We start from the raw sequence: 23,376 nt of genomic DNA, 5'->3' as shown, positions 1-23,376 counted from the left end.
GGGGATGATCCCGCTTGAGGCCGGCCGCTTCTCGCTTGCCGCACCTTTGGGGTGATGAGTATTACTTTACGCAGGTTCCAGGGTTCCGGCAAATCCAGGCCGTCTGATGGCGTGTCGGAACAGCACTTCCGCGGAATTCCGCGGATTAGCGTCGCAGCTCCACAACGACGCTGCGACCGAGGATGTGCTCCCCGGCAGGTGAAAAACCCTGGGCGGCCAGTGCGGCGATGTTCTGTTGGGCGCGTCGCTCCCGCTGCGGCTGCGTCACAACCAGCCAGAGCACGCGGGACTCCGGGTCGATCACGGTGTCGGCCACCGGAAGCACCTCATCATTGAACCCACCGAGCTCGAGATAGGTGTGCACAACCCCGGGGGTGCGCAACCCCGCATAGTGCTCCGGGTACACACTGAGGCCGCGCCGCGGGCTCGCTCCCGGGTTTTGCTCCAGATCGAACACGACACTCTCCCCCGGCCGTGCGTGAGCACCGATGTACTCGGCAACCTGACGGGCGTCCGATCTCTTGGCCAGGGGGGCACGCTGATCCAGATAGCCGGGCAGCGCGAGCACGCCGACCAGCAGCACGGCCAGGCTTCCCAGAATCACCGTCGGCACACGGGTGCGCGCCGCCGCCGATCCCGCGGTGCCGATGAACGGACGCAGGACGAACCGGATCGCCGTCGAAATACCCAGCGCGATGAGAATCGCGACGGCCGGGGTACCCAGCGCCAGATAGCGCGGAACAAAGGTGGGGTAAACGATGCTCACCAGCAGAAGCAGCAGCGGCGGGCCCAGTGCCCAGCCGGTCGCGAGTAACAGGAGTGCCCGCTCGGCCCCTCCCCCGCGGGAGCGCAGCGCGGCCGGCATCAGAGTTCCCGCGCAGAGCATCAGCGCCCAGGCGGCACCGGCCAGGAGCGGTGAGCCGAACCACAGGGTGACAAAAACCGTGTCGAACGAGATACCGGCATTGTCCACCCAGCCGATCTGCCCCGCCTGCAGGATTCCGCCGATGACAACCGGCGAGGCGATCGCGACCGCCAGGGCACCAAAACGCACCAGCGTGCCCAGCTTTTCACGATGCACCCACCACACCCAGGCGAACACCGCGATCCACACCAGCAGGGTGTACATAAAGACCGCGATGCCCGCGGATACCAGCACCGACCACCAGACCCAGTCACGTCGGCGCACCGTGGGTCGCTCCAACAGCACCACCAGCAGCAGAATCGCCCACACCAGCAGAGCCAGGGCCAGCGCGAAGCCGCGTCCCTCGGTTCCGATCAGGGTGACGCGGGGCAGAATCGCGAAGATCAGTGTGGCCAGGGTCGCGATCCCGGGCCGGGACAGCCGGGCAACCAGCATCCAGAGTCCGGCGGCCGCGGCACCGATGGCCAGGGCCGAGGGGAAGCGCACGGCAAACTCGCCGATCCCAAACACGTCGGTCCACACCCGCAGCAGCAGGTAGTAGACGCCGTGCACGATATCCACGTGCCCGAAGAGGTCAAACAGTTGAGGAAGCGAGCGCCGGGCCGCCAGCACGCTGGCAAACTCATCCGCCCAAAACGACGGGGTGCCCGACCGGAACACAGAAATGCCCGTGGCCAGCACGCCCAGACCAATCGCGGTCAGGAGGTGCCGAGTAGCCACGGGCACTCGCATGAGGAGGTTAGTTGGCGGCGCGGCGCGCGGCGCGACCCTTACCAAAGCGCTCGGAGAAGCCCCAGACGGTGACCCGCCACATGGCCTCAAACACGATGTTGCCGCTCATCTTGGAGCGGCCATGCACCCGCTCGACAAAGGTGATCGGCACCTCGGCGATCGAGAGCTCGGCGCGGTGTGCGTGCCAGAGCATGTCGACCTGGAAGTTGTAGCCGGCGCTCTGGACGTCCTCCAGGTGCAGCTCGCGCAGCGCGTGAGCGCTGAACACGCGATATCCGCCGGTGACGTCCTTAGCCGGAAGCTTCAGCATGATCCGGGCGTAGGTGCTGCCGCCGCGGGAGAGGATCAGGCGATGCAGCGGCCAGTTCTCAACCTTGCCTCCGGGCACATAGCGCGACCCGATGACCAGGTCCACACCCTCATCGGCCTTGGCCAGCATCGCGGGGAGCTGCTCGGGCTGGTGGGATCCATCCGCATCCATCTCGATCATCCGCTCGTAACCGTGCTCGAAGCCCCAGGCGAACCCGGCCTTATACGCGGCACCGAGGCCCTCCTTGCCGGTGCGGTGCAGCACGTGGATGTGGGAGTCTGCGGCGGCCATCTCATCGGCCAGGGTTCCGGTGCCATCCGGGGAGTTGTCATCCACCACGAGGATGTCGACCTCGGGGGTTGCCGCGCGCACACGGCCCACAATCAGCGGGAGATTCACCAGCTCGTTGTAGGTCGGGATGATGACGACGGTCCGGACGGACATCCGTGCTCCTTCAGGGTTAAAAAATCAAAAATTGGGGGATCCGAAGAAAACCCCCGGAGACCAGTATCACCGCAAATCGTGGCAACTCACGATTTCCGCCGCTAATGTGCGTCGGCGCGTTCCAGCTGAAGGACCCAGCTGCGCTTGAGCGTGGTCTTGTCCACCACGTCAAATCCCTGGTCCTTGAGGTGGGCCAAATCGGGCTTCTCGCGCTTGGTTTTATCCGGCCCGCTGATGACGTACCAGACGGTATCGACCCCCGCCGGAACGGTGGTCTTGTCCGCGTCGTAGGTTTCATCCCACAGGTGTGCGGTCTTGACATAGGACTTCTTCAGGCCCGGATCCAGGATCCCGGTGAAGTCCTCGGGGTAGAGTCGCAGCGCCAGGCGGGGCTTGCGTGAGGGACGAATATCGCCGTTGAACACCACGGCATCTCCCGGCTTAGCGTGCGCGCCGATGGTTTCGGCGATCTGGCGCAGGTCGCTGCCGTCCTTACCGTGGGGCCCACGCTGAGCGGCATACGAGGAGTATCCGGTGACCGCCAGGGACAGGACCAGCACAACCCCGAGGATCTGCCCAAACAGCTTGGGCTGCAGGCGCACCGCGATGGAGCGAATACCCCAGGCGATCAGGATCGCCACGGCCGGGGTACACATGCTCAGGTAGCGCTGCGAATAGCTCGGCGAGAAGATGCTGATCAGACCGAGGATGACCGGGGGCAGCACGGTCCAGATCAGGGCCAGCAGGGGCAGACGCACGTCCGCCTTGGCGATCATCCGCAGGACGATGTTGACGATGGCCACGAGGATCAGTGCCCAGGCGATAATCGCCAGGTTGATGTTGCCAAACCACTGGGTGACCAGCACACCGTTCACCCCGGGCGGACGATTGCCAAGGAACTCGATCTGGCCACGCTCCAGAAACCCGATCGCGATGATCGGCAGGCTGAGCGCCGCGGCGAGGGCCCCGTACCGCACGGTGCGCCAGAGGCGCGCGCCGCGGGCGGGATCCAGCAGCAGCCAGAGGCCCACCACCGGGAGAATCAGCAGCGAGTACATGAACACCGTGGAGGTGATGGCCAGGCCCACGGCCCACAGCCACCACAGCCCGCGGTTCTTTTTGGAGGATTCCAGCAGGCACACCAGGCCGTACACCACCCACACCACACCGGCGACGGCGATCGCGTATCCACGCGCCTCGCTGCCGATGTTGGTGACGCGGGGCAGGATCGCGAAGATCAGTCCCGCGGCGATGGCCAGGCGCGGACCGTGCATCCGCCACACAAGCAAAACCAGACCGGTGGCCGCCGCCCCCACCGCGAGGGCGGAGGGGAAGCGGGTGGAGAACTCACTCGCCCCAAAAATGTCGATCCAGCCGTGCAGGAACACGTAGTACAGGCCGTGAACCGCATCCACGTTGCCGAGGACCGGCCAGAGGGTGTGCAGCGGGCGGGTCGCGGACATCACGCTCGCGGCCTCATCCCCCCAGTAGCTGGCGCCGGCGGAGCCGATCATGCTGATGAGTGCGGCGATCACACCCACGGTGAGGGCAAAAACGGTGCGCGGAACGCGCGCTAACGTGGCAGGCATAACGGTCCCCATTGTTCCATTGTCGAGGATCATGACTGGGAGGGCACTGTACGGCGGATTCCCCCGCGCGGCGCGGCCACCGGCTAGGCTTTCGGCATGGTGCGAATCGACCCGCAGGACCCGACCCCTCCGTTCGAGCAGATCCGTGCGCAGATCGTGGCCGGTTCGCTGGACGGCAGCCTGCCCGCCGGCACCCGGATTCCCACGGTGCGCGGGCTGGCGGCCGAGCTCGAGGTCGCCGCAGGCACCGTGGCCAAGGCGTATCGCCGGCTCGAAGAGGATGGAATCATCGAAACCCGTGGTCGCTCGGGATCGGTGATTGCCGCCGCCGGAGACTCATCACGCCAGCAGATCGAACTGCTGACACGCGAGCTGGTGACCCGGGCGCGTCAGCTGGGTGTTACCGACGCACAGGTACGTGACACGCTCGAGGCGACACTGACACAGGTGCAATCCGAGGGCTAACGGCCCTCGTCGCTCCAGGATCCCCGAACCGCGTGGCGGCCGAAGGCTCCAGGCCCTCGTCACTCCAAGATCCCCGAACCGCGTGGCGGCCGAAGGCTATAGAACCTCGTCGCTCCAGGAATCCGGGCGTCCGAAACGATGAGCCGCAATCGAAATTGACTGCTCCCGCAGGTAGTGCAGCAGCTCCACGCGCCCCGATGCGGTGACCTCACCGGCAAAAACGGTGGGGGCCGCGACACCGGCAACACGAATCAATTCGGTACGAAGGTCGGCACGCAGCGGGCCCACCAGTCGTACCCGGGAGGGCGGGGTGTCCGAGCCGAGCAGACGAACGATCCACTCGGCGTCGCTCTCAATCGACATCACGACCCCGAGACCGCCGAGGGCCTGGCGTACGCCGGCGGGAACGCCGGCCGCGAGGCTCACCGTAAATGCCGACTTCACCCGAAGGGCGGCGATGATGACTCGGAGAACCTCGCCCAGTTCGGCGTCCTCACCGGCTCGAATCGCGACCGGCACGCTACGGTAGCGCAGCAGGTTGCGTTCGATCCCGAGTTCGGAGGCGTCCTGGATCGCGCCGTAGCCCGTCCCCCAGGCGATCGCGTCGGACAGCGCCGCGCGGCGCAGCAGGTCGAACCGGTCATAGCTCAGCGCGGGCTGGGCCGCCTCGATGAGTCCGCGAATACGGGAGTCGAGACCGCGCAGGTGCAGGGTTGAGCTGGAGGTTCCGGCATCGGGGACCCAGTCGCCCAGGGCAATCAGGTGGTTGGGGCCGCCGGGGGCGGCACCCGGACCGCGGCGGGCGGCACCGTGGGCGGTTCCGGGCTGACGCTGCACACGCAGATCCGTCATCGACCGGTTGACGTGCACCGAGCCGGCGTCGATCCGGTCCAGCCACTCGGACAGGTCCTCGGCGTCGCGGGTGTGCAGCGCGGCCTGGCGTCCACCACCGGTGGCGTTGGCATAACGCAGGGCCTCACGCAGCGTGGTGGCGCGCATGATTCCCAGGGTGGGTCCCTGAATGATCTGACGCTGGAAGTCGGCACCATTTTCGATGCCCTCGCGAATACCGGGACGCCAGTGCCGTCCGTCCTCGGGCAGCGGGGTGGGTTCCAGCAGCCAGCTCTGGGCACCGGGCAGATCGGCCAGGGCCGTGGCGAGCACCGGAGAGGCCGCTCCAAACAGCGGGGCCAGGGTGGTGGCGGGGTCCTCGGTCGGGCCCGAGACCAGGGAGTTGGTGGCGTCCACGAGCTGGTGTCGGAAGTGCTCGCTGCGTGCGGCCGAACCCACCACGATCACCAGGCTGGCGGACTCCCGCAGCTGACCGGCGTGACCAAACGCGTCACTGACGATGTGGGCAACGGCCTGGTCCAGATCCGCACTGGGCATCACGATGATCGTGTTTTTACCGGGAAGTTCGGCACGTAGGTCCAGGTCGGGCTTCCACTCGAGGTACCGTTCTGCGGCGGCATGGTCACCGCGCAGCAGGACCCGGGAGACCACCGGATGGATGATCAGCGCGCGCTCGGTGTCCGCATCGGTGATGTTCACCAGGCGCAGCTGATCGCGGGAAACTCCGGCCTCCCACAGGCTCTCGGCCAGCACCGCGGCACTCCGGCGGGCGTGCGGGGCAGGGTGCAACAGCACCACCGCGCCCACGGCGAGCGCGGCGATGACCCCGGCGGCGGGATCGGCGATCGGCGAGGCGGAGAACCCGGCAACCACGATCACACCGGGGGCGGCAAAGCGAGCCCCACGCAGGGTGTCGAGTTCACGGGAGGTGGCGGCGTAGTAGTGGGCGAGGTCGATTGCATCGCTGACTTCGCGGTCGGCATCGGGCAGCAGGGTGCCGGTTTCGTGCACGGCGATTTCCAGCAGTCGGTCGCGGTTAGCGGCGAGCGCGAAACCGATACGGCGACTCAGCGCCGCACGATCGGCGGCCGCACGCAGCACCACGGTGGAGGCGGCGCGGGCGGCATCGGCCAGCACCACGGCGATTTCCTCGGGGTTCAGGATCGTCGCGGCCTCGATGGTCTCGGTCCCCAGGGTGCTCTCGACCGCTCGTGCCCGGATCCGGTTCGCCCAGGCACGGTTGGCCGCCAGGGACGGGTCGGTGTCCGGGGCCAGGCCAAAGCCGGGTGCGCCGTGAGCGGTCTGCACGGTCGGGGCGATGGTGGTCGAGTCAAAGATCCGGACCGAGTCAAACGGCGATTCGGGCTGAGCGTGCCGGGCCAGGCGCAGCACCTGCTCGGTCATTCCCGCCTCTTCCACCGGGGTGCGTGTCAGCGCCTCGGTGGGCAGGTTGAAGGAGTCCGGAACCTCGGGCTGATCGGTGATCAGTGGGACGCTCTCCGCCCGCGGCTCCACACTCCACTCACTCTCCCGGTTCTGGGTACGACGCGGCTCGGGCAGGTGCCGACGCTCGGTGCGCAGCTGACGGACGGCAGCGCGGAAGCGCTCGGTTTCGCGATCAAGCAGAACCGGGTCGGCAACCAGCTGGCTGGAGGCTCCCAGGAAGCCATCGTCCTCGAACTCGCGCAGGGTACGCACCAGGTACTCCCCCGCATCCGCGAGCTGCTTATCGGCCACCACCGGTGCCAGCAGGGTCAGACGGCCAAGCACCGTCTGCAACAGGCCGGTGTAGCGTGGCAGAACCCCCAGCGGCAGGGCGTATTCCAGCGCATCACTCACGCCGCGCTCGGCAGCCAGCAGCAGGGTAAAGGCCAGATCAAACAGGTTCGGGACCGAGACGCACACCCGCAGCGCGTGCATCCGCTCGGGGGTGCACACCCAGGAGAGCACTCGGAAGAGGTTGGCCTCGGCCTCCTGCAGGGTGGGATAGGTCGCCACCGGCCAGCCGGTGAGGGTTGCGGTGACCCGCTCATCCGGGACCCGGTCCCCCGCACTCAGTCGGATCCCCAACGGGGCGCCGCCGGCGGCCACGCGGGCGCTCGCGTGATCCGAGAGCGTGGTCACGCTCTCCAGGACGTCCGGGAGCGAAACCGGCAGGGCGATGCTCAGTGGGTAGGCGCGCAGGGCCGGATCGGCGAGCAGACGGATCAGGACCGCCTGGGTGAGATCCAGCTCACGATAGTCCTCAACCACCAGCTCCACCAGTGTGCCGGAACTTCGGGAAGCCGAGGCCACGAGAGCCGCCACCCGAGTGGTGACCGTCTCAAGGGCCGGCTCAAAAGCCCACGGGGAAGCATTGGTGACCAGGTCGCTCACACGCACGCTGACACGATCCACATCATCGCGGTGGGCGAGGGTCGAGAGGCGATCCAACGCGCGGGCGGCACCGTCGTCCCCCAGGACCGCGGTACCTATCGGCAGCACACCCAGCTGAACCCCCTGGGTGCGGATCGCAGCAAACCGCTCCCTCAGTTCGGTATCGGGGGCCTCGATCACCAGGTGTTCGGTGAGTTCGCGGGTGAGCTTGCGCACGCTCGGGACCGTGAGGGCTGGGAGCCCCGGACCCAGCAGCGCACCCACCCGCAGCGCCGTGCGCTGACGGGCGGTGAGCGAGGGAACGGGCTCGACCACGGCGGCGTCGTCCGTCCCCCGTGTCGGAGTTACCGGGCCCGCGGGGGTCGGCACGTTCAGGGCGGCGAGCGCGGCACCGGCCACGAAGCCACCCTCCGGCCGCACCACATCATCCAGCAGGTGCGTGACCAGGGCCAGCACCCCGGGATCACCGTGCAGCGCCTCGGCGCGGGCGGCCTCGGGACGGATCGGGGCGTTCGCAGCCCGCAGCACCCATTCCCGGGCAAGGGCTACGGACTCACGCGCGAGACGGTCGTAGTCGGTGTCGGTGGCGGGGGTGCGATCGGCCATACCCCGAGACTACGCCCTAGAACTCACCGGGATCGGGCGGCACGGCGAACACCCCAGAGTTTGCACGGTTCTTCCAGGGATCCCCGCGTGCCCCGACGCGTTAGGCGGGCCCGGGCCACTCCCCGGGCCAGGTGCTTGGCGCATCGGCCCGCGAGCGCGGCAGCGCAACCGCATCGCGCCAGTCCGCGATCCACGCGGGCAACGGCTCGGCGGCCTCGGTCATGCCGGTGGCCGCCATGAACTCGGCCGGGGACACCGTTCCCCCGCTCCGCCGAATGAAGCGGGCCCGCATGAGCGCCCGGGTGTACACCTGGCCGTCCACCACGATGCGATGCTCGATATAGCCGGCCTCCTCATCGGTGCCGATGATCCGGGTCTCGACCGTGAAACGCTGCCCCAGGGTCAGCGAACGTCGGTACGAAACCGTCTGGTTCACCACCACCGCGTACCAGCCGTTTTTCTCCATGACCGCCCACATGCCCGAGCGAATCATCAGATCCAGCCGGCCCAGGTCGAAGATCGACAGGTAGACACCGTTGTTCATGTGGCGCAGGATGTCCAGATCGGTGAGCAGGGTGCGCAGCCGAATCCGGCCCACATCGTGATGGCCGAGGGTCTTCCCGCGCGCCAGGCCGCGCCGGGCTGCCCGCATCACCAGGAGGGTACGAAAAATGAGGTGCATGGGGTCCTAGAGGAAGATGTCGGGAAAGAGGTCGGCGGGGTCCACCCCGGGGGCGTACTTTTCCAGGTCGGTGATGCCGTGATCGGCCAACACGTCCTCGACGATCAGCGCGCGGCCGGTCAGCTCACGCGCGTCACTGGTCAGCACCAGATAGGCGGCATCCGCGTAGATCTCCGGGGTACGGCTGCGACGCATGAGCTCCTCGCCGCCCAGGATGTTGCTGACCGCCGCGGTCTGGATCGTGGTACGCGGCCACAGCGTATTGGCGGCCACCCCCTGCTCGGCAAATTCGGCGGCAAACCCCAGGGTCGCCAGCGACATCCCATACTTGGCCAGCGTGTAGCCGATGTGCGGACCCAGCCACTTGGGATCCAGGTTGATGGGCGGGGACAGCGAGAGAATATGGGGGTTCGCGGATTTCAGGAGTGCGGGGATGGCCGCACGGCTGAGCATAAACGTGCCACGGGTGTTGACGTCCTGCATCAGGTCATAGCGCTTGGGGCTGAGGTCCTGACTGCCGGCGAGGGTGATCACCGAGGCATTGTTCAGGACGATATCGATCCCGCCAAACTCGGCAATCGCCGCGGCCACCGCGCGCTCCACGTCCTCATCGTTGCGTACATCCCCGACCACCGCGAGCGCCCGTCCGCCGGCCGCCCGGATCTGCTCGGCGGCGGTGTGAATGGTGCCCTCCAGGGCCGGATGTGGGGTATCGGTCTTGGCCAGCAGGACGATATTGGCCCCGTCGGCCGCGGCGCGCAGCGCGATGGCCAGTCCGATCCCGCGGCTTCCGCCGGACATCAGGATCGTGCGGTTTGTGAGTGTGCGGGTCATGCGGTCTCCTTCGGTGCGGCTTTGGCATGGGAGCGGGCGGCAAAAGCTGCGATCCGCTCGGCGGACTCGGTGCGGGCGAAGGCCTCGCCAATCGTGGTGGCCTCATCGTCCAGCCCCGCCTGGAAGTCGCGTCCGACGCTCGTGCGCAACAGCCGTTTGGCCTGCCCAAACGCCAGGCTGGCACCGGAGACCCAGTGGGCGGCCACGGCCTCGGCCCGGGATGCCAGGTCCTCGGCGGGGACCACCTCGTTGATCAGACCCCAGTCCCGGGCGGTTTCGGCATCCAGGCTGCGATCGGTCAGCACCATTTCCAGCGCACGGCGCATCCCGATGGCCTCGGGCAGCAGCGTGCTCACCCCACAGTCGGGCGTGAGACCGATATCGGCATACCGGGAGACAAAACGGGCCTTTTCCGAAGCCACCACGTAGTCGCCCACCAGCATGAACCCGAGGCCACCCCCGGCCACGGCGCCCTGCACCGCGGTGACGATGGGAATCGGGGCGGAGGTCAGCAGGCGGTGACCGTCGTGGATCACATCGGCCAGCTCGGCGATGGTGGTCCCACCCTCACGCGCCAGCGTGGCAAACTCGAGGACGTCTCCGCCGGCGCAGAAGGCCGGACCGATCGAGTCGAGGATGACCGCCTGCACGTCTCCCCGGCCCGCGACCTCCCCGGCGATTTCGCGCCAGGCCAGCGCGGCCGCCCGGTTGATGGCCCCGAGCCGCTCGGGCCGGTTGAGGGTGATCCGGGCGATGCCCCCGGCGACCTCCAGCCGGATTGGATCGTTATCGTGCTGCGTCATTGCGACCTCCTGAGCACCCCGCGCGGGGCGCATGCGATGGCTTCGTTGCGATCAGTGGATGCCCCGAGCATAGACCGCACGGATGCGAACCCCACGGAGATTGTGCACAATCGGCGAGTGTCACCAACCAACCCCGATGCACGCTTGTGCGCTTCCTACAACGCACCCGGCGGGCTGTCCGGTGGGCCCGACTAAACTGGAATCATGGCCCAAACGAAGATCCTGCTCTACTACGTCTTCACCCCCCTCTCCGACCCCGACGCGATCCGCCTCTGGCAGCGCGACCTGGCCGCATCCCTCGGGCTGCGCGGGCGAATTCTGCTGTCCAAGGACGGCATGAACGGCACCGTGGGTGGAGAAATCGGCGCGGTGAAGCGCTATCTGCGTGCAACCCGCGAGTACCCGGCGTTTAAGAACCTTGACGTCAAGTGGTCCGACGGTACGGGCCTGGATGAACACGGCCAGAGCCTGGACTTCCCCAAGCTGAGTGTCAAGGTGCGCGAGGAAATCGTGTCCTTCGGAGCACCGGGCGAGCTCACCGTAACCGCCGAGGGCATCCAGGGCGGCGGCGGACGCATCACCCCGGACAAACTGCACGATTTTGTGGCGGAACACCAAGACACCGTGTTTTTTGATGGCCGTAACGCCTTCGAGGCCGAGATCGGCCGCTTCAAGAATGCGATCGTTCCCGATGTCTCCAACACCCGCCAGTTTGTGGCCGAGCTCGAATCGGGCCGCTATGACCACCTCAAGGACACCCCGATCGTGACCTACTGCACCGGTGGCATTCGCTGCGAGGTGCTGTCGGGCCTGATGAAAAACCGCGGCTTCAACGAGGTGTACCAGCTCGAGGGCGGCATCGTGCGCTACGGCGAGCAGTTCGGTAATGACGGCCTGTGGGAGGGATCGCTCTACGTGTTTGATGCCCGCGGATCGATCGACTTCGCCCCCGGGGCCGCCCGCATCGGCCACTGCGTGGTCTGCGAGACCGCGACCTCGGAGATGCGCAACTGTGAGGATCCCAGCTGCCGTGCACAGCTGGTTGCCTGCGACTCGCACACCGAAACCCCCGTCCACTGTCCCACCCACGCCGGAGTACTCGCATGATCGAAAATTCTAAGCTCGCCATCATCGGTGCCGGCAGCGTGGGGTCCTCCCTCGCCTATGCCGCCCTGATTCGGGGTTCCGCACGCGAGATCGTGCTCTACGACATGGACCGGGCCAAGGCCGAGGCCGAGGTGCTCGACCTGGCCCACGGCACCCCGTTTACCGGGGCCGGAAAGATCACCGGAGGCGGCGACATCGAGGCCGTAGCGGGTGCCAAGGTGGTGGTCATCACCGCCGGCGCCAAGCAGCAGCCCGGCCAGACCCGGCTTGATCTTGCCGGAACCAACGCCCGGATCCTGGGTGAACTCCTGCCCAAACTGGTTGAACTCGCCCCGCGCGCGGTTTTCATCCTGGTGACCAACCCGTGTGACGTGCTCACGGTGGCGGCCCAGGGCATCGTGGATCTTCCGCCCGGACGCATCCTCTCCTCGGGCACCCTGCTGGACTCGGCCCGGCTGCGCTGGCTGATCGCCGAAAAGGCCGGGGTCTCGGCGGCGAGCGTGCACGCGGCGATCATCGGCGAGCACGGCGACAGCGAGTTCCCGCTGTGGTCCCAGGCCAAGATCGGCCCGACCCCGCTGCTGGAGTGGACCGACGAACACGGCAAGCTGGTCTTCGATTCGACCGAGCGTGCCCGCCTGCACGAGGAGGTTGTCGGCTCGGCCTATAAGGTAATCGCCGGCAAGGGCGCTACCAACTATGCGATCGGTCTCTCCGGTGCCCGGATCGTCGAGGCGATCCTGCGCGATGAGAAGGCGGTTCTCACCGTCAGCACCGTGCTGAATGACTACAACGGCGTGGACGGGGTTGCCCTGAGCGTGCCGGTGGTGGTGGGCAAGCACGGCGTGGAACGGGTCCTGGATGTACCGATGAACGACTCCGAGGCCGCCCACTTCCGCGCCTCGGCCGAAGCCCTGCACCAGAGCATTCAGGCGCTGGGGATCGACACCCCCTAGTTTCGATGTCCCCATGCCCGGCCGGTTCTCCCGAACCGGCCGGGCATGATGCTTTTGTCTCGGCGCCCTTCCATGCCCCCTGTCGCGACCCGGGGCGACTGGTTAGGGTGGAGATATGAGTGCATCCGAATCGTTTCATGCCTGGTGGGTCTCCGCCGAGAGTGCCGAACTTCGAGACACCACCACCGACCAGCTCGGCGAGGGAGACACCCTCGTCCGAGTCGAGTTTTCGGGAATCAACTTTAAGGACGGGCTCGCGCTGGAGCGGCGCCCCGGCATCCTGAAGGAGTATCCGATGATCCCCGGGATCGACCTGGTGGGATTCGTGGTCGAGTCTGACCTGGATCTCTGGCAGCCCGGCGAACGTGTCCTACTCAATGGTGCCGGGCTCGGCGAGACCCATAATGGCGGGCTGGCGCAGTATGCGCGGGTAAGCGGGGCCGACCTGATCTCGGTACCGCAGCAGATCAGCAATTTCCGTGCCGCGGCGATCGGCACCGCCGGATTCACCGCGATGCTATCGGTGCTGGCCCTCGAGGACGCCGGGCTGGAGCCCAGTGCCGGACCGGTACTGGTGACCGGCGCGGCCGGCGGAGTGGGCAGCATCGCCATCGCGCTGCTGGCCGAGCTGGGCTACGAGGTGGTGGCCGCGAGCGGACGGGTGGACACCGCCTCCAACTACCTGCGCAACCTCGGTGCCGATCGGATCATCCCGCGCTCCGAGCTCTCCGAGCCTGGACGCCCACTGCAAAAGCAGGAGTTTGCCGCAGTCGTGGATTCGGTGGGTAGCCACACCCTGGTTAATGCGCTGGCGCGGCTGAACTATCGCGGACTGGCCACCGTGTGTGGGCTCGCCCAGGGGCCCGATCTTCCCGGTACCGTGCTCCCGTTTATCCTGCGCGGGGTGCACCTGATCGGGATCAACTCGGTGTTTGCCCCGCGCGAGCTCCGCGAGCGTGCCTGGCAGCGCCTGGCGAGGGATCTCAACCTGGATCTGCTTGACTCACTGACCCGCAGCATTCCGATGTCGGATGTGGGGGCCTCGGGGGCCGCCATCCTGCGCGGTGAGCTGCGTGGACGCACGGTTGTGGACGTCGACGCCTAGCATCTACCCGAAAAAGAGGCGAAACCCCCGCAGGGGGTTTCGCCTCTTTTTGCGATCTGACCCGCTACTTGTGGGTCTCGGTCTCGGGCTCGTCAGTGCCCGCTGCCGGCTTCTTCGCCGCGGTTTTCTTGGCGGCCGGGGTGGACTTTGCGGTAGCGGCCGGCTTCGAGGCGGGCGTGGTCTTGGCCGCCGGGGCAGCCTTCGCGCTCGAACCAGCCGCGGTAGCGGGCTTGGCTGCCGAGGCGGACTTCGCCGGTGACGCCTTTGCGGGCGTCGTCTTCGTTGCCGGAGCCTTGGTCGCCGCGGCCTTCGAAGCCGGAGCCTTGGATTCCGAGTTCTTAGACTCCGAAGCCTTAGCCGCCGGAGCCTTTTCGGCGGGAGTCTTGGATTCCGACGTCTTCGAGGCAACGGCCTTAGATTCCGCGGGCTTCGAGTCCGGAGTCGTGGATTCCGACGGCTTGGAATCAGCGGTCTTGGATTCCGATGTCTTCGCGACGGAAGTCTTTGCGGCCGGAGCCTTGGCTGCCGGGCTCTTCGGGGTCGAGGTCTTCGGTGCCGAGGTCTTCGGTGCCGAGGAGTTACCCGTTTCCGGCTCGGTGGTCGAGTTCGTGGTGGCCGGGGCCTTGGCGGTCGACGGCTTCGCGGCAGGCTTGGCCGGGGCAGTCTTCGCGGCCGGAGCCTTGGCCGCCGGCGTCTTCGGGGCTGCGGTCGATTTAGCCGCGGCCGGCTTAGCCGCCGCAGGCTTGGCCGCGGAAGCCTTCACTTCTGCCGTCTTGGCCGTGGCCGGCTCGGACTCGGCCGACTTCGCTGTGGCGGACTTACTCGCCGCAGGTTTAGCGTCGGCAGCCTTCGTCTCGGCAGACTTGCTCGCCACCGGCTTCGACTGGGCAGGCTTCGACTGGGTGGGCTTTGTCTGGGCAGGCTTCGTCTCGGCAGGCTTGCTCGCCGCAGGCTTTGTCTGGGCCGCCTTCGTCTCGGCGGGCTTACTCGCGGCGGGCTTCGCGGCGGCCTTGCTCGCGGCAGCGAGCTTGTTTGCGGCGGCCGGCTTCGCCTTGGCCGCGGGGGCCGCATCCTTCGCCGGGGCGGGTGCTGCCTTTTTCGGGGCACGCTTGCGGATCGGCGTCACCCGAGCCAGCGGGTTCTTGGCTGCCTTGCGGGCGGCCTCTCGCTCGGCGGCAATCCTCTCGGCCTCGGCCTTACGCGTCGCGTGTTCCTCCTCGAGGACCGCGCGGAGGTCCACACCCTCGGCCTTACGCTCGATCAGCTTGCGCACTAGCGCCGGACGCACGCCGGTCACCGTGCGCGGGTTGACCTCGATATCGGATTCCAGCAGGGCAACAATATCGGCCTCGGTGGCCCGGGTGGCCTCGATCCGCTTCTCGGCCTCGAGAGCCGCGGCCGTCTTGCGGCGCGCACGCGCGGCATCGCCATCGTCCAGGCCCAGCGCGGCCACGAGTGCCGCCGCATGCTTGGTGGTGACCACCACGCGGGAATATTGGGCGTCCTCCAGCTCAAACACGATGGTGGGACGGCTTCCGCGGATCACCAGGAAGTCCATACCGCCGTTAAACTTCCAGCGGCCCACGGCCATGGTGAGCGGAACGTACCAACCGGGCGAACGGATACCCCGCAGCCAGACCCACGGATCCTCGGTGATCGAGGCCGTTCGGATCGCATCACGCGGGATCACCACGTTGTCTTTGCGCAGCGCCAGGGCCTTTTCCGCCGCCGTCAGTTTCACTTCCAGTCGATCGGGGTGCAGGAGAAGGCTAGCCATACCCTCTAGTTTGCCCCTTTCACCTGAAAAAAGGGACGAAGACACCTCACAAAGTGATAACTCCCCGGCTGGAGAATTATCACAGTGCCCTAAACGCCGTGTCCATCCTCGGCGGCGGTCACCACGGCATCCAGCAGCGCGGCCACCGTCTGCTCGCCGGCCACCAGGTCGACGCGCAGTCCCGCGGCCGCCGCATCGTTCGCGGTGCGCGGACCGATGGCGGCAATCAGGGTCGAGTCCGGGATCTCGCCAAACTGCGCGGCGACCTGATCGGCGATACTCCCCGAGGTCACCAGCAGGGCGTTGATGCGGCCACTGCGGACATCCGCGATAACCTTCTCCGACACCGGCTCGCCCACCGTGCGATAGGCCATCACCGATTCCACGTTGTGTCCGGCGGCCACCAGGCCACGGGTCAGCACGGGTTCGGCATTGGCGGCGCGCAGGGTCAAGAAACGGCGCGGTTCGGGTTCGCGCGCGAGCAGCTCACGCGCCATTCCGGTAGCCGAGTTATCCTCGGCGGGAACCAGGGTGACCACAAAACCGGCCGCCTGTGCGGCGGCGGCCGTGGTCTCGCCCACCACGGCAATCTTTGTGTGGGCGGGGACCTGCACTCGGTGGGCGTAGAGCACGTCCACGGTCGTGGCACTGGTCAGGGTCAGCCAGTCGAATGCGCCGGCCTGAAGTGATTCCAGGGCGCTGGCCAGCGCCTCGGGGTTGTCGGTCGGGGCAAAGTTCACCATCGGTGCGATCACCGGGGTGGCGCCTCGACGACGCAGTTCGGCGGCGACTCCGTCACCCCAGGGGCCACCCCGGGGCACCAGAATCCGCCAGCCGGTCAACGGCTTGGAGGAAGATCCTGCAGTGCTCATCGGAAAACTCGTTGCTACCTTCGTCAAACTGATTGCGCGCGCACGCCCATTCGGGTGGCACGGCTCGGGGAGGAAAACGAACCTCACACTACCATCATCGTCCGGTTCCGGCCGGATCCGAAATCGCCCGGGGCTCCCGGACACAAAACGCCGAGTAAACCCGCGGTTTTAGCGTCGCGAAAGCGCCCGCACAATACCCCAGGCCGCGAGGCCCACGGTCACGGTTGCGGCCGCGGCCACACCCAGTGCGCCGCCGGGGTTTTCGGTGCTGAACTCCTTGAGCTTCTTCTTGCCGCGGTTCACCGCACCGCCCACTCGCTTGGGCACGTTGAGCTTGTCCTCGAGGGCGTTCAGCGTGGCTACCAGCTCCGCGCGCGCCTCCTCAGGGGTCTTATCGACGGTCATAATCACCGGTTCCCTTCAGCGCGTCGATGTCTCGACGCACACCCTCAATCGGACCCTGCTCATCGCTGATGCGCTTAAACGAGCGCCAGCCCAGGAGCCCGAAGACCCCGGCCGCCAGCAGGAACAGGACAAAAACAATCAGTGCCGCCAGCCAGGCGGGCATCACCAGGGCAAGCGCCAGGATGATCACCGCCACCAGGGTCCCCACGGCGAAGAACACAAAGATCAGCGCGACGATCACAAAGACCGCACCGATGCCCGCGTTTTTCCCGACGTGGATTGCCTTGACCTTGAGCTGCTCGATCTCGGCCTTGATCAGATCAACGATCTGACCGGGGAGATCGGCGATCAGACCAATCAGGGAGCGCTTGCTGGGCTCACTCATTCTCGGCCGACTTCTTGGTGGAGCTCTTGGCAGCCCCGCCCTTGGCGGTGCTCTTGGTCGACGCGGCCTTCTTCGCGGCCGGCTGTTTGGCGGCGGGCTTTGCGCTCGTGGCGGCGGCCGGCTTTTTCGCCGAGGTCTCGGGAGCAGACTCGTCGGGGGCGATAGCCGAGGCCACCTTCTTGACACCGGTCAGCAGCAGACCCGGGATTTCACTCAGCCGGGCCTTGGTGAAGGTCTCGACCTTCTCAACCTGGTTCTGCACGGGGGCGGCGTTCCAGACGCTCAGCCACCCGCTCTTAATCTGTTCGTAGCGCGCACGGCCCGCACGGGTCCCCAGCACATAGCCCGCGGCCAGTCCGGTGACGAAGAGTATCTTGCCTCGCATCGTGTCTCCCTCTGCTCGATTCGATACTCACCAGCGTAGCGCGTGGTTGCGGATACGTCGGGAAGAATGTCTCAAAAGACTTTGGTAAACAAAACACCGCTCCATTCCTCGGTGGGAATGAAGCGGTGTTTTGGTGGTGAAACCTAGGCGCCGCGCAGACGCTCGGCGAAGTACAGGTACAGGTCGGCGATCGCGATGCGCTCCTGCTCCATGGTGTCTCGGTTCCGCACGGTCACGGCCTTGTCCTCAAGCGAATCGAAGTCGACGGTCACGCAGTACGGGGTACCGATCTCGTCCTGACGACGGTAACGACGACCGATTGCACCGGCATCATCGAAGTCCACGTTCCAGGTCTCGCGCAGCTCGGCGGCCACCTCGCGGGCCAGCGGCGAGAGGGCCTCGTTGCGGCTCAGCGGCAGGATCGCGACCTTGACCGGGGCCAGGCGCGGGTCCAGACGCAGCACGGTGCGGGTGTCCACACCACCCTTGGCGTTGGGGACCTCCTCCTCGTCATAGGCGTCCACCAGGAAGGCCATCAGCGAGCGGGTCAGACCGGCCGCGGGCTCGATCACGTAGGGGATCCAGCGCTCGTTCTTGGGCTGGTCGAAGAAGGACAGGTCCTTGCCCGAAGCCTCGGAGTGGGTCTTGAGGTCGAAGTCGGTGCGGTTAGCCACACCCTCCAGCTCGCCCCACTCGCTGCCGGAGAATCCGAAGCGGTACTCCACGTCCACGGTGCGCTTGGCGTAGTGCGAGAGCTTTTCCTTGGGGTGCTCGAAGAAGCGCAGGTTCTCGGCCTTGATGCCCAGGCTGGTGTACCAGTTCATGCGCTCGTTCAGCCAGTACTCGTGCCACTCTTCATCGGTGCCGGGCTCCACGAAGAACTCCAGCTCCATCTGCTCGAACTCGCGGGTGCGGAAGATGAAGTTACCGGGGGTGATCTCGTTACGGAACGACTTACCGATCTGGCCGATACCAAACGGCGGCTTCTGGCGCGAGGCCTGCAGCACGTTGGCGAAGTTCACGAAGATACCCTGGGCGGTCTCGGGACGCAGGTAGTGCATGCCGGACTCGTCCTCAACCGGGCCGAGGGTGGTCTTCAGCAGACCGGAGAATGCCTTGGGCTCGGTCCAGGCGTGACGGGTGCCACAGTTCGGGCAGGCGATGTCGTCCAGCCCGTTCTCGGGGGCACGACCCTTCTTCTCCTCGAACTCCTCCTCCAGGTGGTCGGCGCGGAAGCGCTTGTGGCAGGAGGTGCACTCGACCAGCGGGTCGGAGAAGACCTCAACGTGGCCCGATGCCTCCCAGACCTTGCGGGGCAGGATCACCGAGGAGTCCAGGCCCACCACGTCGGAGCGACCCTGAACCATGGACTTCCACCACTGACGCTTGATGTTCTCCTTCAGCGCCACACCGAGGGGGCCGTAGTCCCATGCGGAGCGGGATCCGCCGTAGATTTCACCGGCCTGAAAGACAAATCCGCGATGACGGGCGAGGGCGATGACTTTATCGAGACGGCTGGCTGCCACGGTGGCTCCTGAAGTGTGCTGAAAGATAACCCGACCGGGTGCCGGGCATTAGGGCCTAAGTTTACCCACTTTCCCGGCCGGTGTCCGCTGCCGTTCTAGGATTGATGCCATGAGTCACCCCACGCTCCCCGATATTCAGGTTGCCGCCTTCGCCCTCGTGCGGGACCGCCGCCTGCTGATGGTCACCGCCCGGGGCCGGGACGTCTATTTCCTCCCCGGCGGCAAGATCGATTCGGGTGAGACCCCGCGAGACGCGGTAATCCGTGAGGTTTTTGAGGAGGTGGGGGCCCGGGTCGACCCGGATTCGCTGGCGATCTACCACCGGCTGGCGTTGCAGGCACACGGAGAACCCGAGGGTCGCCTGGTGGCGATGACCATCTTCAGCGGCGAGCTGCTGGATGAGCCGGTCCCGAGCGCCGAGGTGAGCGAGCTGCACTGGGTGCGCCTGGCCGATGCCGACCGCTGCCCGCCCGCCGGGGCGGATCTGCTGCACGTTCTGCACCGGGACGGCCTGATCGACTGACCATTCGCGCACACTGGGAACTCCACGAAGTCCCGGCTAACATGGATCGCAGTCGTGATGAGAACCCGGCCGCGCCGGGAACGGATGCACCCAGGGGGCCGAATTGACACAGCAGGAACGTGGACGCGCCGGCGCAGGGGTCTCCGCCATCGCCTTCAATGAGGCGGTGCCGGTGCGCTTCGAACGCGACGGGCGCGAAATCGTCAACTTCCGCTCGGGACCGCGCACCGGAACCCCGATTGTGCTGCTGCACGGGATCGGGATGGGGCACGCCTACTGGGAGGGCCTCGCCTCGGAACTCAGCGAAATCGGTCCGATCTATGCGCTGGACCTGCCCGGATTCGGGGAGTCCCCCGAGCCGGACGAGCCGCTGGATATGCCCGATAGCGGTGCCTTTGTGGCGGAGTTTGTGCGCTCCGAGGGATTGCGCGATGTGATCCTGATCGGGCACTCGATGGGCACCCAGGTGGCAGTGGAGGCCGCTGCGGCAGCGCCGGATCTCTTCCCCGAGCTGATCCTGCTCGCCCCCACGATCAACGTCTCCGAGCGAACCGTCTGGCGTCAGGCCCTGCGCATGATGCAGGACATGATGTCCCCGCAGCCACGCACCCTCTACTTTGGTATTCGCTACTACCTGGCGGCCGGCCCGCGCTGGTACATCAAGAAGCTGGCGACGATGCTCACCCACGAGGTGGAGAAGACCCTGCCTCGCATCCAGGCGCACACGCTCGTGGTCCACGGCGAGCGCGACGCCCTGTGTCCGGCCCCCTGGGTGGACGAGGTGACGCGCCTGATTCCCGATGCCCACTCGGTCACCATTCCGGGCCGCGGACATGAAACCATGATCAGTGGTTACCCGGCCGTCGCGCAGGCAATCCGCACCCACCTGGGGTTGCCCGCCGCAGAGCCCCGGACCGGACATACCAAGCGATGAACATCCTCGGCCGGTTCACCGTCCTGGTGCGTGACACCGGGCTGATGATCGGGCTGCACCTGCGCGCACCCTTTCAGCGCTTCCCCCGCCGCTACCGTCACGGGGACGCCGATAAGCCGATCATCCTGCTCCTGCCCGGGGTCTACGAGACCTGGGCCTTCCTGGAACCGATCGCCGAGCTGCTGCATCGCTCGGGCTATCGCATCTCGATCGTGCGCGGCCTGGGCTACAACCTGCTCCCCATCATCGATACCGCCGGGCGCCTGGCCCGAGCGCTGCGCCGCGCACCGGCACCGCGGGCCGGGCGGATCATCGTGGCCCATTCCAAGGGCGGGCTGATCGGCAAACAGCTGATGGTTACCGACGGGCCGGAGCTTCGGATCCTGGGGATCGTCGCGATCGCCACCCCCTTTGCCGGCTCCCGCTATGCCCGCTACATCCTCGACCCCAGCCTGCGCGCGTTTTTGCCCACCAACTCCACGATCGTGGGGCTCGGTAGGCAGGCCGAGGTCAACGCCTCGATCGTCTCGATCTTTGGCCCCTGGGATCCGCACGTGAGCGAGGGCAGCGAACTCCCCGGTGCACACAATGTCAGAACCGAAACCTCGGGCCACTTCCGCATCCTCCGAGCACCCGAAACCGCCCCGCTGGTGCTGGACGCCGTGGAGATGCTGCACGGGGCCGAATCCCCGGGCGAGACGAACGGTCCGAATGCGGGACCGCTCACGCTAGAGGCGAAATCCCCGACACTCCCAGCCCGGCTCGGCGTGGCTTCCCCTACCCTGGAACAGGCCCCGTAGTTTTTCGCGCCCCGTGCGCGATCGGCCCCGCCTCAAACAAGGAGCATTTTTGTCTCTCGACACCCCCGAAACCAGCACCCCGGCGAGCGCTCGTCCCTTCCAGGTTGACCTGCGCGGCGTCGTGGATCTGCTCAGTCGGCACATCTACTCCAGCCCCCAGGTGTATCTGCGCGAGCTGTTGCAGAACGGCCGCGACGCGGTCACCGCCCGGCAGAAACTTCCCGATGCTCCGGCGGGACTCCTGCGGATCAGCCCGGTCACCGACACCGACCCGGTCTTCCGCTTCACCGACAACGGTGTGGGGCTCACCGCAACCCAGGCCGCCGAACTGCTCTCCACAGTGGGCCGCAGCTCCAAACGGGATGAGGTCCTGAACCTGCGCCGCGAGGACTTCCTAGGCCAGTTCGGGGTGGGACTGCTCTCCTGCTTTATGGTCTCCGATGAGATCGTGGTGCGCTCGCGCTCCGCTCACGGCGAGGCCCCGATCGAGTGGCGCGGCCACTCCAACGGCACCTTCAGCGTGCGCGAACTGAGCGAGGAGGAGGCCGCCGGACTGCCGGTGGGCACCGAAATCTCGCTGCGCCCACGACCCGATGATGCGACCCTGCTCTCTCCCGCCCGGGTGCGCGAGCTCACCGAGCGTTTCGGACGCTACCTCCCGGTAGACGTGCAGCTTGAGCAGTCCGACCGCTCCTGGGAGTCGGTCACGATTCCCGCGCCGTTCCTGGAGCCGGTGGCCGCGGGATCCGCGCACGAGGAGGCCCAGCTCGCGCTGGGAACCGAGCTGCTCGGTGCCCGCCCGCTGGCCAGCATCGAAATCGTGGTTCCCGGAACCGAGACCCGCGGCATCGCCTATGTACTGCCGTATGCGCCGCCACCCAGCGCCCGCCAGGCCAGCCGGGTGTATCTGGGACGTATGCTCCTGGATGAGCGGGTTGAGGACCTGCTGCCCGACTGGGCATTCTTCGTGCGCTGCGTGATCAACACCGACGGTCTGTCTCCCACGGCCTCCCGCGAGAGCTTCGTGAATAATGAGGCGCTGGAGTACACCCGCACCGAGATCGGTAACGCGCTGCGCCGCTGGATCATGCTGCAGGCCACCACCGCACCCCACGTGTTGTCCGGTCTGGTTTCGGTACACCAGCTCGCACTCAAGTCGATGGCCGTCCACGACGATGAGCTGGCGGCGCTGATGCTGCCGTGGCTGAAGATCGAAACCTCCGCCGGAGACACCACCATCGGCGAGCACCTGGAACGCTTTGGCGAGCTGCGCTACACCGACACCGTGGATGAGTTCCGTCAGGTTGCGGCCATCGCCAGCCCCGAGTCCCCCGTGGTCAACGGCGGGTACGTCTACGACGCGGCCCTGCTGCGCCAGATCCCCGCGCTGACCGGACAGAGCGTTACCCGCATTGAGGTCTCCGATGAGCTGGATAGCCTCGAGGCACCCCCGCTGCACGAGCGTCAGCTCACCGCCGCGGTCGAGGCCCGCGCCGAGGAGGCGCTCACCACCGTGCAGACCCGGGTGTCGATTCGCTCGTTCCAGCCCGCCGACCTGCCGGCGCTCTACGTGGCCGACCAGGCGGTGCTGCGCCGGATCGAACGCACCAAGGCGGCCGATATCGCCCCGGGCCTGTGGTCCCAGGTCATCTCGACCAACGACCGCCTGCTCACCGGCAAGAACTCCGGCGAGGGCGAGCGGGACGTGCGCGCCCGGCTGTGCCTGAACTGGTCCAGCCCGCTGGTGCGCCGTCTGGCCGAGCTGGATGATCCGCTGGTATTCCGCCGCTCGATCGAGCTGCTCTATGCCCAGGCGATGCTGGCCGGACACCGTCCGCTGACCACCACCGACCGAGCCCTGATGACCGGTGCCCTCACCGATCTGGTGCAGTTGAGCATCGGCCTCGGCGACCAAAACCCCACCGACTAAGTACACCAACACCACACGCCGCCCCCGGACCCGAGTGGGCGGCGCACCGGGTA

21 protein-coding genes are annotated in these 23,376 nt (G+C 66.9%); 8 read left to right on the top strand and 13 right to left on the bottom strand.

Features of this window, described 5'->3' with window-relative positions:
• Positions 1-145: 145 nt before the first annotated feature.
• The 3 genes from M2390_RS16005 to M2390_RS15995 form a co-directional block, all read right to left on the bottom strand.
• Positions 146-1,645: a glycosyltransferase family 39 protein gene (locus M2390_RS16005; protein ID WP_259180209.1), complete on the bottom strand. Its 1,500-nt coding sequence runs from the start codon at positions 1,643-1,645 to the stop codon at positions 146-148.
• Positions 1,646-1,664: 19 nt separating this feature from the next.
• Entirely contained in the window at positions 1,665-2,411 is a 747-nt protein-coding gene (locus tag M2390_RS16000; RefSeq protein WP_259180207.1) for a polyprenol monophosphomannose synthase, read from the bottom strand.
• A 101-nt stretch (positions 2,412-2,512) separates the two neighbouring features.
• Positions 2,513-4,000, bottom strand: a complete 1,488-nt coding sequence (locus M2390_RS15995) for a glycosyltransferase family 39 protein (RefSeq protein WP_259180205.1) — start codon at positions 3,998-4,000, stop codon at positions 2,513-2,515.
• A 96-nt stretch (positions 4,001-4,096) separates the two neighbouring features.
• Between M2390_RS15995 and M2390_RS15990 the strand changes: the two genes are divergently transcribed.
• Positions 4,097-4,465, top strand: a complete 369-nt coding sequence (locus tag M2390_RS15990; RefSeq protein WP_259180204.1) for a GntR family transcriptional regulator — start codon at positions 4,097-4,099, stop codon at positions 4,463-4,465.
• Positions 4,466-4,561: 96 nt separating this feature from the next.
• Here the strand turns inward: M2390_RS15990 and M2390_RS15985 are convergent, their stop codons facing one another.
• The 4 genes from M2390_RS15985 to M2390_RS15970 all read right to left on the bottom strand — a co-directional run bounded on the left by M2390_RS15985 (position 4,562) and on the right by M2390_RS15970 (position 10,618).
• Positions 4,562-8,299: a proline dehydrogenase family protein gene (locus tag M2390_RS15985; RefSeq protein ID WP_259180202.1), complete on the bottom strand. Its 3,738-nt coding sequence runs from the start codon at positions 8,297-8,299 to the stop codon at positions 4,562-4,564.
• Between the two features lie 100 nt (positions 8,300-8,399).
• Complete coding sequence (locus M2390_RS15980) at positions 8,400-8,981, bottom strand: thioesterase family protein (RefSeq protein ID WP_259180200.1); 582 nt, start codon at positions 8,979-8,981, stop codon at positions 8,400-8,402.
• A 6-nt stretch (positions 8,982-8,987) separates the two neighbouring features.
• Complete coding sequence (locus M2390_RS15975) at positions 8,988-9,815, bottom strand: NAD(P)-dependent oxidoreductase (RefSeq protein ID WP_259180199.1); 828 nt, start codon at positions 9,813-9,815, stop codon at positions 8,988-8,990.
• Complete coding sequence (locus M2390_RS15970) at positions 9,812-10,618, bottom strand: enoyl-CoA hydratase/isomerase family protein (RefSeq protein WP_259180198.1); 807 nt, start codon at positions 10,616-10,618, stop codon at positions 9,812-9,814. The genes M2390_RS15975 and M2390_RS15970 overlap by 4 nt, the downstream gene beginning before the upstream one ends.
• 204 nt (positions 10,619-10,822) lie before the next feature.
• Here M2390_RS15970 and M2390_RS15965 point away from each other — a divergent pair, with 204 nt between their 5' ends.
• The 3 genes from M2390_RS15965 (at position 10,823) to M2390_RS15955 (ending at position 13,786) form a co-directional block, all read left to right on the top strand.
• A complete protein-coding gene (locus tag M2390_RS15965; protein ID WP_259180197.1) occupies positions 10,823-11,725 on the top strand; it encodes a rhodanese-related sulfurtransferase in 903 nt (300 codons plus the stop codon).
• Complete coding sequence (locus M2390_RS15960; protein ID WP_259180196.1) at positions 11,722-12,681, top strand: L-lactate dehydrogenase; 960 nt, start codon at positions 11,722-11,724, stop codon at positions 12,679-12,681. The genes M2390_RS15965 and M2390_RS15960 overlap by 4 nt, the downstream gene beginning before the upstream one ends.
• 115 nt (positions 12,682-12,796) lie before the next feature.
• On the top strand, positions 12,797-13,786 hold the full coding sequence (locus M2390_RS15955; RefSeq protein WP_259180193.1) for an MDR family oxidoreductase: 990 nt from the start codon (positions 12,797-12,799) through the stop codon (positions 13,784-13,786).
• Between the two features lie 64 nt (positions 13,787-13,850).
• Here the strand turns inward: M2390_RS15955 and M2390_RS15950 are convergent, their stop codons facing one another.
• From M2390_RS15950 to M2390_RS15925, 6 genes are all read right to left on the bottom strand, one after another.
• Positions 13,851-15,563 carry a hypothetical protein gene (locus M2390_RS15950; protein WP_259180192.1) on the bottom strand — a complete coding sequence of 571 codons (1,713 nt, stop codon included), beginning with the start codon at positions 15,561-15,563 and terminating at the stop codon, positions 13,851-13,853.
• Positions 15,564-15,652: 89 nt separating this feature from the next.
• A complete protein-coding gene (locus M2390_RS15945; RefSeq protein ID WP_121689702.1) occupies positions 15,653-16,435 on the bottom strand; it encodes a uroporphyrinogen-III synthase in 783 nt (260 codons plus the stop codon).
• Positions 16,436-16,603: 168 nt separating this feature from the next.
• A complete protein-coding gene (locus M2390_RS15940; RefSeq protein ID WP_030149491.1) occupies positions 16,604-16,840 on the bottom strand; it encodes a DUF3618 domain-containing protein in 237 nt (78 codons plus the stop codon).
• Complete coding sequence (locus M2390_RS15935; protein ID WP_121689701.1) at positions 16,827-17,225, bottom strand: phage holin family protein; 399 nt, start codon at positions 17,223-17,225, stop codon at positions 16,827-16,829. The genes M2390_RS15940 and M2390_RS15935 overlap by 14 nt, the downstream gene beginning before the upstream one ends.
• Positions 17,218-17,610, bottom strand: a complete 393-nt coding sequence (locus M2390_RS15930; RefSeq protein ID WP_259180190.1) for a hypothetical protein — start codon at positions 17,608-17,610, stop codon at positions 17,218-17,220. The genes M2390_RS15935 and M2390_RS15930 overlap by 8 nt, the downstream gene beginning before the upstream one ends.
• 143 nt (positions 17,611-17,753) lie before the next feature.
• On the bottom strand, positions 17,754-19,136 hold the full coding sequence (locus M2390_RS15925) for a glycine--tRNA ligase (protein ID WP_121689699.1): 1,383 nt from the start codon (positions 19,134-19,136) through the stop codon (positions 17,754-17,756).
• A 109-nt stretch (positions 19,137-19,245) separates the two neighbouring features.
• Here M2390_RS15925 and M2390_RS15920 point away from each other — a divergent pair, with 109 nt between their 5' ends.
• From M2390_RS15920 to M2390_RS15905, 4 genes are all read left to right on the top strand, one after another.
• Positions 19,246-19,659 (top strand): NUDIX domain-containing protein, encoded by a 414-nt coding sequence (locus M2390_RS15920; protein WP_259180187.1) that lies wholly within the window; start codon positions 19,246-19,248, stop codon positions 19,657-19,659.
• A gap of 103 nt (positions 19,660-19,762) precedes the next feature.
• Positions 19,763-20,593: an alpha/beta fold hydrolase gene (locus M2390_RS15915; protein WP_259180185.1), complete on the top strand. Its 831-nt coding sequence runs from the start codon at positions 19,763-19,765 to the stop codon at positions 20,591-20,593.
• Positions 20,590-21,393, top strand: a complete 804-nt coding sequence (locus M2390_RS15910) for a triacylglycerol lipase (RefSeq protein WP_259180183.1) — start codon at positions 20,590-20,592, stop codon at positions 21,391-21,393. Before M2390_RS15915 ends, M2390_RS15910 begins: the two co-directional genes overlap by 4 nt.
• Positions 21,394-21,442: 49 nt before the next feature.
• Positions 21,443-23,323, top strand: coding sequence for an HSP90 family protein (locus M2390_RS15905; RefSeq protein ID WP_259180182.1), 1,881 nt, complete (start codon positions 21,443-21,445; stop codon positions 23,321-23,323).
• Positions 23,324-23,376: the final 53 nt, after the last annotated feature.

This window comes from Mycetocola sp. BIGb0189 (assembly GCF_024810155.1).
Taxonomy (GTDB): domain Bacteria; phylum Actinomycetota; class Actinomycetes; order Actinomycetales; family Microbacteriaceae; genus Mycetocola; species Mycetocola lacteus.
Note: the sequence above shows the minus strand (reverse complement) of the source record. Positions and strands in the feature narration are given on the sequence as shown.